The organism is Empedobacter falsenii (assembly GCF_013488205.1).
Lineage (GTDB): Bacteria > Bacteroidota > Bacteroidia > Flavobacteriales > Weeksellaceae > Empedobacter > Empedobacter falsenii_C.
This window is the reverse complement of sequence record NZ_CP040908.1, coordinates 697696-712058: the sequence shown is the minus strand read 5'-3', so window position 1 is coordinate 712058 and position 14363 is coordinate 697696. Positions and strand designations below refer to the sequence as shown.

The window sequence follows — 14363 nt, the reverse complement described above, 5'->3', positions numbered from 1 at the left end:
AAGAAAGAGCGCTCTTTTATAATTAAAAACCACAAATTATGACAAATGATTATTTAAGAGATCTCGACGATTGGGACGAGGAGTCTCAGCAAATTTTATTGTCTTTAGCCAAAAATAACGAGTTTATTTCTTTTGAAGAATTGGAAAAAGGAGTTTTTGGAAAAGACCCATTTGAGAAAATTAGAATTAATGAAAATTCTAACCGATTAGTAAGTCCATTTTACAAAGAATTTGGACTAGAAGAAGGTGAAAGTATAAAAGTAGATGTTCCGATTTCTATTTTTAACTATACAGGAAAAAAAACTTCCTCTAATAAAAAATCGACAGAAGAAGATTCTCCAAATGAAAAACCAAAGGAAGTACACGGATATGCGTACGAAACTCATGTACAAGTAGAAGATACTGGTACAAAGGTTTTTGAAGCCTATGATAAAGAAAAATCAAGCTTTAATCCATATCATGTCAAATTGTATTATGAAAAATTGAACAACCAATATTTTAATTTTAGTGGACGAAACTGCATTGTAAATATAGGGAATACATATTATCAAAATTTTATGTCACAATTTCCTAAGCAGAAAATCAGAAGTTGGTATGACAATAGAACAAAATCAATTATTGTAGACTCTATTGAGTTAGAAGCTAAATATACCAAGCTTGTTTTAGATTCTGTTCATCAAGACAATCAACTATCAGAAGTTGATATTTATAAAGCAATCAAACTAAATGCTTGGTCAAAAAGCGAATCAGGTTCTATACTTAATGCAATCGGGAGTATAAACGATGGTATGGCAGAAGCTGTAGCTAAAATAGCAGAATTTATTGGAAAAAGTAAAATAGCAGAAAAACGTTATTTAGCTGATAGAAATGATTATCAACCCTATTTAGTAGAAAAAGCAGTTTCTTCTCCAACAGTTATTTCTATCGGAATCGGAATTTCTGTTTTAGAAAAACTTGTACAGAAGAATCTTAATTTATTAAAAAAGCTGAATGTTGAGAATTATTTACCATCAGGTTTCAAAAAAGTAATAGAAGAATTAACAGGTTTTACAACCAAAGTCAATACTATGATAAAATCTGCTGTAACTATTGTAGCAGATATAGCAGGAGAATATCTGAAACTTGTTAATGCTTTTGTTTGTGGTTTGATTATGTAAATCGTCAGCAAAAAGTGGACATCTAAGACCTAAAATTTAAGATAGTGTTTTTAAAAGCATTAATTTTAATTATGGCAAATTCAAAAAAGAAAACTCCTGAAAAATTTGTAAAAGATATTCGTCAAAACACAAGACGAATATTTACAGCGGAACAAAAGATTTTAATTGTGATGGAAGCCTTACGTGCTGAGATTTCAGTAGCTGAACTTTGTCGCAAATATGCTATTTCACAATCTCAATTTTATAAGTGGAACAAAGAGTTTTTAGAAGCTGGTAAAAAGCGATTATCTGGTGATATTACACGTGAAGCAACAAGTGATGAAGTTTCTGATCTCCGCAAAGAAAATTTACAATTAAAAGAGATTGTAGCCGATTTAGTTGTGCGTTATGATATCGTAAAAAAAACCTTGGATTCGTTGGATTAATCAATAAATTTAAGAAATATATGCGATTATCAGCAAGTGAAAAATATGAAATAATTCAGACTGTAACTCGTTCAGAAATTGGAGTTAAACGTACTTTAGAGGAATTTGGAATAGCACGAAGTACATTTTACAAATGGTATTCAAATTATCTAGAAAATGGATTTGAGGGTTTAGAATCTAAACGTTATTCAATGCATCGAAAATGGAATAGTATTCCTGAATCTCAGAAAGATTTAATTGTAGAATTAGCTTTGGATTATCCTGAATTATCTGCTAGAGAACTGGCTTTTAAAATGACCGATGAATTAGGGATTTATATATCGGAATCGAGTGTTTATCGGATATTGAAGCAACGAGATTTAATTCCAGCGCCCAATCACATTCTGATTTCAGCAGCGAATGAATTTAAAGATAAAACGAATTTTGTTCATCAAATGTGGCAAACAGATTTTACTTATTTTAAAATTATTGGATGGGGATGGTATTATTTGAGCACGATTTTAGACGATTACAGCCGATATATTATTCATTGGGAATTATGCAGTTCAATGAAAGCTGAAGATGTGAAAAGAACTGTAAAAACAGCTATTGAAAAAGCGAAATTAAAAACGAAACAGAAACCAAAATTATTATCTGATAATGGACCTTGTTATGTATCAAGTGAGTTAAAAGATTACTTGAAAAATACTCAAAAAATGAAACATGTTAGAGGAAAGCCTCTGCATCCTCAAACGCAAGGGAAAATCGAAAGGTACCACAGAACGATGAAAAATGTAGTAAAACTGGATCATTATTACCATCCTGATGAGCTGATTGAAGCCTTAAATAAGTTTGTAGAAAACTATAACAATTGCAGGTATCATGAGGCTTTGAACAACCTTACACCTTCAGATGTATATTTTGGTAGAGCAGATAAAATTTTAGAACAAAGAGCAATTATTAAACGGCAAACGATTGCCAAAAGAAGGCAATTGTATTTTCAAGAAAAAATAATAAATTTATAAACCAAACCCTCTCTTAATTTTTAGAAAGAGGTGTCCCATTTATTTTGACAACGTACATTTCAGACTATTCTTCAGGAGCAGGTAATGAAAAAATTTATACTAGAAAAGCAGGTGATATTATAGACTTTACTTCATTTAAACAATCAGTTGATGAGTTTTCTTCTAATATAGATTTATCTACAAAATCTAGTTTTAATAATTTATCTTTTGTTCAAAAATCATATGTAGATAAATCTATTGAAAAACAAATTACTTTTAAAGATGTTACTGATAATTATTTGGTAGAAAATTTTAATTCAAGAGAATTAATTATTGAAGCCAATATTAGAGGACAATCTGATAATCCTGCTGTAAATATTCCGTTATTCACTAATAGTAAAGGTAAAAAAGTAACTATAGTAAATTCAACATCTAAAACAGAAGAATATTCTTCAATTGAGATATATTCAGATGGAAGTGTTTTATTAGGAACTATTGAGCCTGGATTAAAAGTTACATTTATTTCAAATGGAACTAAATGGATTAAGATGGATAATATAATTTCTGCAGGAATAGGTACTAAAATAGATGAATATGGCAATGTAAATTTAGATTTAGATTGGTTAAAAATTTGGATCAATCAATACTTCCTATCTTTAGATGGAGGCACTGTAAATGGTACTGTAACTGCGAATGCTTTTATCGAAAAATAAAAAAATTTCAGAACCAAAAAGAATAGCCACTTTCGAGTGGCTTTATACCAACATATATGATTTTGAAAGGAGATACTCCAACTACTAAAAAAAATGTTACAAAGACAGAATTAATAGCTAATTATAATGTGGATGAAAAGTTATTGACAGGATATTTAGATAAACAGTTAATTACTAGAGAAAGATATGTAAGACATCTAGTAGTATTAGTTGGAGATAATTTTTCAAGATTTAATAACGAATCTTATCTTAATCTAATAATTATGAATCTAAATAATGGACAACCATTAAATACTTTTTCATTTTTAGAAAGTGATTTAATTTATACAAAGTGTGAAACAATGTTTAATTCAAATTTATATAATAGGAGGATTTAATAATTAAACGTATTTTTTATAATACCTAACATACAAATACCTTTAAAATATATAAATACAAAACAATATTCCTTTTCCTTCATCTATAAACTTTAACACATTGATTTTTAAGTATTCATTCTCAAATTGAGACATTTTTCTTAAATTAGTATTTAAACGAATGAAATATGAAAGCCTTATATACTTTATTTACAATTATTTGCTTATCGCAATTTAGCTATGCGCAATATTTTACTTTAACATCAAATGGATTTGTTTCATCTAAAGATAAAACTGATTATATCGTAATTGATAAACCAAATACCAAAAAAAATGAGTTATACAGAAATGTGTTGTCAGCCTTATCGAGTATGTACAAAGATCCAAAGGAAGTATTGAGTTTAGCCGAAAATGAAAGTATAACAATTAACGGGTATGAGCAGGAAGCGTTAGCCGTAAAACAAAAAATGAGTTATATGCAAATAGGAAAATCAAAGATGGAATATGACTTATCTTATTCGATTACAATTCTCTTTAAAGATGATAAAATTCGAATTAATCGACCTTCTTTTGAAGCAAGAAAGTGGAATTCGAGCATAGGAGATTATTATTATCTTCTATTGAATCCAACAAGCAAAAACAAAAATTCTATCTATAATAAAAAGAATGAGGTCGATTATCCTGACGCAGTAACTGGTTTGGAGAATCATTTTAATAAATTAATTCAAGAGATTTTAGATAAATCGAAAAAAATTAATAATTGGTAATTGGTAGAAATTATAGAACCTCTCTATAGAAAATAAATTCAAAAAACTATTCTTTAAAAATTAAGAAACAGCCTATATATTTGTTCTCTCTTACCTATCCTACTCTACGATTTTTTTTACTTTATTAGTTTCAGAATTATTCCTGCAATTATTAATCTTATTTTTTAATTCGATGTTTAATTCCCTTAAAATAAAAAAGCGAATCAAAAGATTCGCTTATCATAAATTAAAAATTGTATGTAAAACTTAGATTAAAAGTTCTTCCTCGTCCAGCGTAATAAAACAATTCTGGAACTTTATATGCACTATACAAAACTTGTGATTTTGCACTCCAAATTGTTTGATAATCTGTATTAAAAATATTTTGAACACCTAAATTAATTTTACCGAAAGGTAATTTGTAAGCAATCATTAAATCTGATGTATTGTATGAATCAATCACATTCTCCAATCCATCAGTGTATTTGAAGCTTTGCAAAGTTTGAAATCTAAAATTCCAATTATCAAATCCATAACCTGCGTAAGCTGTAAATTTAGAAGGTCCAGAAGTTGAAACATCTTGTTTTTGCCAATCACCATTTTTCTCCACTTCAGATTTGATTAACAATGTATTTGCTCCAACATAAAATCCTCCATTTGTATAAGAAACCTCTGCTTCAACGCCCATATTTCTTAATTTCTGATCGACTACTTCTACCCAAAGATTTAATCCATCACGTTTTAAAGCAATATTTTTGTCGGAATTACTGATAAATCCAGAGATTTGTCCTTTAAATCCATTATTTGTCCTGAAACGATAACCAAGTTCAAATTGTCCTGTTTTCACACCAGAAAGAGGAGAATCTTTTACATTCACACTCGAACTTAAATCCCAATTATTGGTTGCAGAATTAAATTTATAATTTCCATATCCATAAAATTTTGATGGATCAGCTAACGAAACACCTTGTGAATAAGTTGTCCAAACTTGGTTCAATTCGTTAATTTTATACAACAAACCAGCATTTAACATCGTCATATTATAGCTACTTTTTCCGCCTGGAATATAATCGGCACTGTTTCCATAACCATTAGCTATTTGCAATTGTTGAGTAGAACCGATAAAATCATCCAACTTAATCGAAATATCTTGGTAACGAATTCCTCCCGAAACTTTCAATTGAGGTAAAATATCATATTCAGCTTGCGCATATCCTGCAAAACTTGTAGAATGATTGGTTGGATAACGATCAATTGTTAAAACAGTGTGATTAATCATTCCTCCACTTGATAATGATTTCTGAGAATCAAACACATTTTGTTGTCCTTCAAACTTTTCAAAGTCAGCATCTACACCGTATGTTAATTTCAATTTCCCCCAATCTTTAACCAAAACAGCTTTTAGACCCGAATAATACGTATCCTGTTGAGAAGCCGACATATAAGGACTTGTTCCAGAAGGCAACGTTAAATTACCTGGAAATGGATAAAATCCTAATTTCTCAACACGAGAAGCAAATTGAACATACACATCTTGCCCTCCTAAAATATTCGTTCCATTATAACTCAATGTTCCCATTACACGCTCTGTTCCTGGATTTTTATCCGTATCAAAACCATCACGCATTTCCAAAACAGAAGCATCTCCTTTGGTTAAAACACTAATGTTTTCACCTAAATATAAACTACGATCTCCACTATATTTAGAACGATAATATTGCACAGATCCATTGATTTGATGTTTCGGATTGAATTTGTAACCTGCTGTTGCCAACACATCAATCGATTGATTATATTGTAAATCTAATTGCGAAATATCTGCAAATATTTGATCTCCATCTGCATCATAAGCTCCGCCATTTTGTTGAAATGCTACAGCCAAACGTCCAGTAAATTTATCATCTTTATAACCAATAGATTGAGCAGCACGCCAATCATGATCATCACTTCCTGAAAAACCTGTACGTGAACCAAGTTCTGTTTCGCCACTAATTCCATTTTTTAGCGCTTTTTTCGTCACAATATTGACAATACCACCTGTCGCATTTCCGCCATAAATTGCGCTTGCACCAGATAAAACCTCAACTCTTTCGATATTAAATGGATCTATTGCATCCAATTGACGACTTATGTTACGGATACTATTTAAGGAAACACCGTCTATCATCACTAACATCGAACGTCCACGCATATTTTGTCCATAATTTGATCTTCCTTGCGAGCCAACATCCATCCCTGGAATCATAATCGCTAAAGCTTCTTTTAATGGAACACCATTTTTAGCTTGTTGCGCAATTTGTTCTTGATTGATCACCCAAACAGTTCCTGCCAAATCAGATATTTTAGTAGGTTTTCTTGAAGCAACTACCACAACATCATTCAAATCTGTGGATATACTATCATTCGTTTGGGCATATGACAGCGAGGCACTCCCAAATAAAATTGTTAAACAGATGATATTTTTTTTCATAGTGTGTTTTTAAATAATTTATATTTGCTGCAAATATAATTTTTATTTATTCTAAATTAATTTTATTGATGAAAAAATATTTTCTTTTCCTTCACAAATGGCTTGGATTATTTACAGGTATTATTGTTTGTATTGTAGCAATAACAGGAGCTATCTTTTGTTTTCAAGATGAAATAAAAGATGCACTGTTTGATTATAGAAAAGTTGAAATTGTTCATCAACCATTCATAAAACCAAGTGAAATTATTCATAAAGTACAAGACAAAAATCCTAAACATGTTGTACTTCGAGTGATGTATATGGATAAAGATCGATCAACGGTTGTGATGACAATGGATGATAAAAAAGAATCTTACTTTGTATATATCAATCCATATTCAGGGAAAATCTTACATCAAGAAAATATGAAACAAGATTTTTTCTTGGTGATTCAATACATTCACATGAATCTTTTGTTGGGTGATATCGGAAAAAATATAATTGGTTTTTCAACTGTTATTTTTATCATGATTATGATAAGTGGTTTAATTCTTTGGTGGCCAAAAAAGAGAAAACAAGCTAAAAATGGATTAACGATAAAATACAAAGCAAAATGGAAACGCATCAATTATGATTTGCATAATGTATTGGGATTTTATGCTTTTAGTATTGCTTTTATTGTTGCTTTATCAGGTATTGCATTTAGTTTCAAACCTGTTCGCAATTCATATACACAAATTGTTAATTTAGAAAAATCATTTCCTAATGAAGAAAAAGGATATGTCTATCAGCCTAAAAAAATGTTAGAAAATAATTACACTATTGTTGATTCGGCATATGCTTATAGTTTAAAAAATAGTCCAACAGCTTCTATGTATTGGATTTATTTACCTGTTCCTGATAAAAATCCTTTAGCCGTAAGAGCATATCATAAAAGTTTGCGCTATTATGCGGTTGACGAATATCAATTTGATTCGGAACAATTTCAGGTTTCTAAATTAATGAATGAGAATTTATCAAATGGTAAAAAGTTTGCAAACTCAATGTACGATATCCATACAGGACAAATATTAGGTTTATTTGGTAAAATATTAGCCTTTACTTCTTCAATAATTGTGGCAAGTTTACCCATTACAGGTTTTATTATTTGGTGGAATAAAAAAAGAAAACAGAAAAAAACTATTCGTTCATAAAGATTTTAAAATTCATTAATCATTTTCATCCGATGATTTTTACCCCAATCAACCAAAACATCTATGATTTCTTTAGTCGTTTTACCATAATCCGTAATTGAATACGCAACGGTTACAGGTTTGGTATTTTGAACTTCACGATACACCATTTTATTGACTTCCAAGTCTTTCAATTCTTTCGATAACATTTTCGCCGAAATTCCCTCAATATCACGTTCCATCTTCTTAAACGTATTCGTATCTCTTTCACGTATAATCAAATAATGTAAAACAAGAAGCTTCCATTTTCCACCTAAAATATCAAGTGTATCATTCATTGCAAGTAAATTTTCTGTACAAAGTGGCGGATCTGATAACGGTTTTTTCATAAATCACTTAATTTTAAATTAGTAGTTACCTCAAGTAAACTGATAGTAAAGATAAGTTTATTCGGGTGTAAATTTGAATATAAATTAAAAATCTAATAACAAATGAAATACTACTCATGAGTATTCCATATAACTATTAAAAACAAAATAAATACATATGAAAGAAATAGTCTTAATCACTGGTGCCAATAGTTTTATCGCAAAACATTTAATTCCGATTCTTGAAAAAGATTATACTATTAAATTATTAACGCGATCGCCAAAAGCTGAAAACGAGTTTGCTTGGAATGTTCATGAAAAAACAATCGATCCAAAAGCCTTAGATGATGTCAATTATATTGTGCATTTGGCGGGTTCTAAATTGAATGACGGAACGCCTTTAACCGATGAACGTAAAGCATTGATTTACGAAAGTAGGATTGGTGCTTCGGATTTTTTGAGAGCTGAATTAAAAAAACGTCAACAAAAGTTAACGGCTTTCGTGTCGGCATCAGCAATTGGTTATTATGGTTACCAAGATAATACCTTGGAAATTGATGAAAATGGACAACGAGGTGTTGGTTTTTCTGCGGATTTAACCGAAGATTGGGAAAAAGCAGCAGATCGTTTCAAAGAAGATTCGGTTGCGAATCACGTTTCAAAAATACGAGTTTCCTTAGTTTTAGGGAAAGAAGCGGGGATTTTCCCGATGTACGAATCGTTGGTAAAAAATAATCCAAGTATCGTTTCTCAACAAAATAATGGTGCTGTTCCTTGGAATCATGTCGATGATATGGCGGGAATTTTTGCGTTTGCAGTTCAGAAAAAATTAGATGGTGTATACAATTCGGTGGCTCCAAATCCAGCTTCACAACAAGATATTTACAAAGAAATTTCAAACGAATTGCATTTGAATACTACTCAAGAAATTACACCTTTTCATGGACAACATTTGGTGGCACATAAAATTCAAAAAGAGGGTTATCAATTTAAATTTCCTACAATTCAAGAAGCGATTCACGCTATTTATCAAGAAAAATAATCAGTTGAAATGGCAATAAGAAACATAGAAAAAATACTACATCCCGGCACGTTCAATTGGGTTGGCGATGCTTTTTATACGACTTCTTTTATTGGTAAAAGCATTTCGAGACGACGAATGGATCCGTTTTTTGCTTTGGGCTACAATGCGGATATTCATTTCGATGCAGAAGAATTTCCTCGTGGCGTTGGCGCACATCCGCACAAAGGTTTTGAAACCGTGACTTTGGCATACCAAGGAAAAATTGCGCACAAAGACAGTCGCGGAAATCACGGTGTGATTGGAGAAGGCGATGTACAATGGATGACGGCTGGTTCGGGAATTTTACATCAAGAATACCATGAAGAAGAGTGGGCAAAACAAGGCGGAACGTTTCAAATGGTGCAGATTTGGATGAATTTACCAGCGAAAGACCGCGAAACGGCTCCACATTATCAGGATTTGTTGTTTGATAAAATGACGCGAATTCCATTAGATGGCGAAACGAGTTTTGTAAACGTAATTGCAGGAGAATACAAAGGCGAAAAAGGAATTGCAACGACATATTCGCCGATCAATATGTACAATGTGTATTTACAAAATGGTATAAAAGCGGATTTTAACTTTCCAAACAACTACAACACAGCGATTTTGGTGATTGCAGGAAGTGTAAAAGTGAATAATACAGAAATTTTGAAAAAAGACACTTTTGCTATGTTTGAGAATAACAATGGCGAAGATTTTTCTATCACTTCAACAAGTGATAATACGATTGTTTTGGTAATGAGTGGCGAACCGCTTAACGAACCAATTGCGCATTATGGACCATTTGTCATGAATACACAAGAGCAATTACAGCAAGCTTTTGAAGATTTTAAAGCAGGAAAATTTGGGATGTTGTAAGAAATGTTTTGAATAGAAATATAGAAAGGCTAATCGCGAAGATTAGCTTTTTTTGTGTCAATAATTTCTATTTGATGTCAATTCATTTTGTAAATTTGTACTTCAAAAATAAGCGAATATGCAAGGACCAATTGGTGTTTTTGACTCTGGTTATGGAGGATTAACCGTTTTCAAAGAAATACAGAAAAAACTTCCGCAATACGATTATATCTATTTAGGTGATAATGCTCGTTGCCCTTATGGAATTCGCTCGTTTGAGACGGTTTATGAATACACCAAAGAATGCGCTTTCAAATTATTTGATTTGGGATGCAATTTGGTTATACTTGCTTGCAATACAGCCTCTGCAAAGGCTTTACGAACAATTCAGCAAAACGATTTACCCGAAGGCAAAAGAGTTTTGGGTGTTATTCGCCCAACAACAGAATCGATAAATGAATACACAAAGAATAACAAAGTCGGAATTTTAGCTACGCAAGGAACTGTTTTGTCCGAATCGTATAAAATTGAGATGAACAAATTTCATCCAACAATTGATGTTTTTCAATTAGCTTGTCCACTTTGGGTTCCTTTGGTTGAGAATAATGAAATTGATAGCAAAGCTGCGCACGATATTGTAGAAAAAGATATTCAACGCTTATTTGATCAATCATCCGAAATCGATACAATTGTATTGGCTTGCACACATTATCCGCTTCTTCTTCCTGTGATTTCGCAATATGTACCAGAAAATGTAACAATTCTTTCGCAAGGAGAATTGGTAGCGAATAAATTAACTGACTATTTACATCGTCATCCCGAAGTAGAAACACAATGCTCAAAAAATGGACATCTTACATTTTATACGACAGATGATGCGAAAAGTTTTGAAGCAAATACGACAATTTTTTATGGTCAGAAAATTACTGCTTCACATTTAGATGTTTAAAATATTTTTTCAAAAAAATACAAATAAAAAAAACCGAGCAAATGCTCGGTTTTTTTTAAGAAATATTTGAAGTATTGAATATAAAATATTGAAAATTATGATGTATTAATATTAAAAAAAAGCTATTTATTCTGAATAAATATTCATTTTTAATTAATTCTTTTACAAAAAAGCCTTCTAATTCTTAATTATTTCTTAATAAAAAATTAAATATTAATTCAAAATACACTTTATTTTTTTTTATTTTTTAAGAAAAAATTTCTACATCTTGTCTACATATCAAGTAAAGCATTTTACATAAATACTTTATAACAAGATATTTAAACTTATACAATGTCTACATTTTGTCTACATAGAAGTTTTTCAATATTTAAGTAAATTTTTTAAAAAACAATTATCTATAATTTTAGTGGACAATTATTGAAATTCCACATTCATGAAAAAAAATTACTTCCTACTGATGCTAATTAGCTTTATTTCTCAAAGCACATTTGCTCAAACACCAGTTCAAGTAGTCGATGATTTTTTGAATCAAGCCAAACAAAAAGGTACTATTGATTCGAAATTAGACTACAATGTCATCACAGAAGATGTGATCGGAAACAATCAAGCAGATTATGTAAAAATTCAACAAACAATCAATGGCATTCCAGTTTATGGAGGTAATGCAACTTTTTTTGTTCAAGATGGTAAAGTTATCAATCATAACGAAACATTTGTTTATGGAAACAATAACAAATCGTTAAATGTTGCTCCAAGTCTTACAGTTGAGCAAGCTATTCAATCAATGGCTCAAAAATTAGGTAAAAACTTTATTGCTACTTCTACAGAGGATTTGGTTAAACAATTCAAAAATAATCAACCTATTAACACTGAAAATTCTGTTTCTTTTCTTAAAGAGTCGCCATCTTATTTGTATTACTATAATAATGATGGAAACCTAAGATTAGCTTGGTTAGCTTTGACAGAAATTAAAGATGAATTACAAGAAAATAATCTGAATAATTTGTATGAAACAATAATTGATGCCAATACAGGTGAATTATTGTCAAAAAAATCAATTATTTATGCTTGTGGTGGTCATGATAATACTTCTGAAAATGTTTACCATAATAATCCTGAAGATTTTAAATGGGTAACCAATGCTTTCGCAGCAGAAACTACAACTTTAGATGCTCCTTTAAATGGAACATATCGTGTGATTCCAGCTAATCAGCAAAGTCCACTTAAATCTGATTTCAAATTATTGACAAATGTTTATGATCCTGTAGCTTCTTTAGAAGGATGGCACAAAGCATTACCAGAAGCATTAAAATTCAATCCGTCGTTAACTAAATATCATACTGTAGGAAATAATGCACAAGTAGGATACGACAAAAATGGTGTATTGACAGATTACGTTTTTGGAAGTGGTGCTCTCTATATTGTTGCCGCACATGTTATGATTGGTAATGAAGCTTACGGAGGAGAAAAACTCTTATTTGACTTTCCAAACCCTGGTAAATCAATGAACTATGATCCATTACAATATACTTCGGCAGCTACAACACAGATGTTTTATTCGGTAAATTCTATTCATGATATTTTACATTACCATGGATTTACACCAAAAGCAGGAAGTTTTCAGATGAATGTTGGTGATAAAGCTCGTGTACTTGGATTTACAACTTCTGGCTACGGAACAAAAGCACCAATGAAAAACAATGCTTTTATGGCATATAGTCCAACAATCATGAAAAATCCTACTACGGCTTTCTTAACATTCGAAACTTTACCAGCTGATGCAGGTTATTTAGAAATTAAAGACGGACCTATAAAAGGTATATACAAAGGAGCTAGTGGAAATAACACTGGTTATACTTATGGTAAATCACCATCGGTAGTTGCTGATATGATGCTAATTAACGATAAAAAAGGAATTAATGAACATGATGGTTGTGAAGCTTTCCCGGATGATAACCAAACAATAAAAGGTAAAATCGCTTTAGTAGATAGAGGTGGATGTACCTTTGATATAAAAGTAAAAAATATTGCACCTCACAATCCCGCAGCCATTATTTTTATTAACAATGATCCAACATCAACATTGGACGGAATGGTTTCTGTAGGACAAGATGAGCTTGGATTAACTATTCCAATTGCTTCTATCGAAAAGGTAGTTGGTGATCAAATCAAAGCTGCCATTGCCAAAAATGAGACGGTGTCAGGAACTATGCCATCTTCTAACTTTAGCTTTAGAACACGTGACAGCGGTTTTGATAGCCAAGTTATTTTGCACGAATATACACACGCCGTTAGTAATCGTTTAACTGGAGGAAATATTAATGGCGAAGAAGGTATGGGTGAAGGTTGGAGTGATTATGTTGCACTTAATTTGACACAACAAGCTTATCAAACATCAAAAGATTTAATCAATATGGGAGAATATGCTTTTGATGGTGCCGGATTAAGAATCCTACCTTATACAACTGATATGAAAGCAAATCCGCATACGTATGATTATTTGAAAGTAATTGGAGCAGGTGAAAATAAAATGCATCCTACAGGTTACGTATGGGCATTGATGTTATGGGAATTACACTGGAAAATGATAGATAAATATGGTTTCAATCCAGATTTCAAATCAAATACAGGCGGTAATAATATGACCTTAGATTTAGTTTTACAAGGTTTAAAAATACAAAAGAATGATCCAGGTTTTGTTGATGGTCGTGATGGAATTTTAATGGCGGATGTTGTTTTAAACAAAGGAACTAACCAATGTTTGATTTGGGAAGCTTTTGCCAAAAGAGGCTTAGGCTATAGTGCTAATCAAGGTGATCCTTTATTAAGAACAGATGGAAAAGAAGCCTTTGATCTTCCTCCTACTTGTGCACGTTTAGGTACTGATGAATTAGAAGTAAACGACGTTACCATTTACCCAAATCCAGTGAAAGATTTAGTGTACATTAACGCAAAAGATAATGTTAATAAATATGAAATTATTGATGTAACAGGACGTCTGATTGAAACAGGACAAGTTGAAAAAGACAATCAAGTCAACCGTGTTTCTACAAATCGTTTAGCTACTGGTGTATATATTTTGAAATTATATACTAATAAAGGTGTTGTAACGAAAAAAATCATTAAAAAATAATATTAA

At 31.2% G+C, this 14363-nt stretch carries 11 protein-coding genes and 1 pseudogene; 10 read left to right on the top strand and 2 right to left on the bottom strand.

Features of this window, described 5'->3' with window-relative positions:
* Nucleotides 1-38: 38 nt before the first annotated feature.
* The 5 genes and pseudogenes from FH779_RS03405 to FH779_RS03385 all read left to right on the top strand — a co-directional run bounded on the left by FH779_RS03405 (nt 39) and on the right by FH779_RS03385 (nt 4401).
* The gene (locus tag FH779_RS03405) at nt 39-1157 is read left to right on the top strand and encodes a hypothetical protein (protein WP_180906053.1); all 1119 of its coding nucleotides are present in this window, start codon (nt 39-41) and stop codon (nt 1155-1157) included.
* 71 nt (nt 1158-1228) lie between these two features.
* Nucleotides 1229-2586 (top strand): annotated as a pseudogene (locus tag FH779_RS03400) (IS3 family transposase).
* A 44-nt stretch (nt 2587-2630) separates the two neighbouring features.
* Nucleotides 2631-3278, top strand: coding sequence for a hypothetical protein (locus FH779_RS03395; RefSeq protein WP_180906052.1), 648 nt, complete (start codon nt 2631-2633; stop codon nt 3276-3278).
* A 62-nt stretch (nt 3279-3340) separates the two neighbouring features.
* Nucleotides 3341-3655: a hypothetical protein gene (locus tag FH779_RS03390; protein ID WP_180906051.1), complete on the top strand. Its 315-nt coding sequence runs from the start codon at nt 3341-3343 to the stop codon at nt 3653-3655.
* Nucleotides 3656-3822: 167 nt separating this feature from the next.
* A complete protein-coding gene (locus FH779_RS03385; RefSeq protein ID WP_180906050.1) occupies nt 3823-4401 on the top strand; it encodes a DUF4468 domain-containing protein in 579 nt (192 codons plus the stop codon).
* A gap of 226 nt (nt 4402-4627) precedes the next feature.
* Here FH779_RS03385 and FH779_RS03380 read toward each other — a convergent pair whose 3' ends face one another.
* Nucleotides 4628-6850 (bottom strand): TonB-dependent receptor, encoded by a 2223-nt coding sequence (locus FH779_RS03380; RefSeq protein ID WP_180906049.1) that lies wholly within the window; start codon nt 6848-6850, stop codon nt 4628-4630.
* Nucleotides 6851-6918: 68 nt separating this feature from the next.
* Here FH779_RS03380 and FH779_RS03375 point away from each other — a divergent pair, with 68 nt between their 5' ends.
* A complete protein-coding gene (locus FH779_RS03375) occupies nt 6919-8022 on the top strand; it encodes a PepSY-associated TM helix domain-containing protein (RefSeq protein ID WP_180906048.1) in 1104 nt (367 codons plus the stop codon).
* A gap of 5 nt (nt 8023-8027) precedes the next feature.
* Here FH779_RS03375 and FH779_RS03370 read toward each other — a convergent pair whose 3' ends face one another.
* Nucleotides 8028-8390 carry a winged helix-turn-helix transcriptional regulator gene (locus tag FH779_RS03370; RefSeq protein ID WP_180906047.1) on the bottom strand — a complete coding sequence of 121 codons (363 nt, stop codon included), beginning with the start codon at nt 8388-8390 and terminating at the stop codon, nt 8028-8030.
* A 157-nt stretch (nt 8391-8547) separates the two neighbouring features.
* Here FH779_RS03370 and FH779_RS03365 point away from each other — a divergent pair, with 157 nt between their 5' ends.
* The 4 genes from FH779_RS03365 (at nt 8548) to FH779_RS03350 (ending at nt 14357) form a co-directional block, all read left to right on the top strand.
* Entirely contained in the window at nt 8548-9411 is an 864-nt protein-coding gene (locus FH779_RS03365) for an NAD-dependent epimerase/dehydratase family protein (RefSeq protein WP_180906046.1), read from the top strand.
* Nucleotides 9412-9420: 9 nt separating this feature from the next.
* The gene (locus FH779_RS03360) at nt 9421-10293 is read left to right on the top strand and encodes a pirin family protein (protein WP_180906045.1); all 873 of its coding nucleotides are present in this window, start codon (nt 9421-9423) and stop codon (nt 10291-10293) included.
* A 118-nt stretch (nt 10294-10411) separates the two neighbouring features.
* A complete protein-coding gene (gene murI, locus FH779_RS03355) occupies nt 10412-11221 on the top strand; it encodes a glutamate racemase (protein WP_180906044.1) in 810 nt (269 codons plus the stop codon).
* 436 nt (nt 11222-11657) lie between these two features.
* Nucleotides 11658-14357, top strand: a complete 2700-nt coding sequence (locus FH779_RS03350; RefSeq protein ID WP_180906043.1) for a M36 family metallopeptidase — start codon at nt 11658-11660, stop codon at nt 14355-14357.
* Nucleotides 14358-14363: the final 6 nt, after the last annotated feature.

Bases quoted from the DNA above. Each gene is read 5' to 3' on its own strand.
- FH779_RS03360 (WP_180906045.1), top strand. From the start codon at position 9,421: ATGGCAATAAGAAACATAGAAAAAATACTACATCCCGGCACGTTCAAT.
- FH779_RS03380 (WP_180906049.1), bottom strand. From the start codon at position 6,850: ATGAAAAAAAATATCATCTGTTTAACAATTTTATTTGGGAGTGCCTCG.
- FH779_RS03370 (WP_180906047.1), bottom strand. From the start codon at position 8,390: ATGAAAAAACCGTTATCAGATCCGCCACTTTGTACAGAAAATTTACTT.
- FH779_RS03365 (WP_180906046.1), top strand. From the start codon at position 8,548: ATGAAAGAAATAGTCTTAATCACTGGTGCCAATAGTTTTATCGCAAAA.
- FH779_RS03385 (WP_180906050.1), top strand. From the start codon at position 3,823: ATGAAAGCCTTATATACTTTATTTACAATTATTTGCTTATCGCAATTT.
- murI (WP_180906044.1), top strand. From the start codon at position 10,412: ATGCAAGGACCAATTGGTGTTTTTGACTCTGGTTATGGAGGATTAACC.
- FH779_RS03350 (WP_180906043.1), top strand. From the start codon at position 11,658: ATGAAAAAAAATTACTTCCTACTGATGCTAATTAGCTTTATTTCTCAA.
- FH779_RS03405 (WP_180906053.1), top strand. From the start codon at position 39: ATGACAAATGATTATTTAAGAGATCTCGACGATTGGGACGAGGAGTCT.
- FH779_RS03375 (WP_180906048.1), top strand. From the start codon at position 6,919: ATGAAAAAATATTTTCTTTTCCTTCACAAATGGCTTGGATTATTTACA.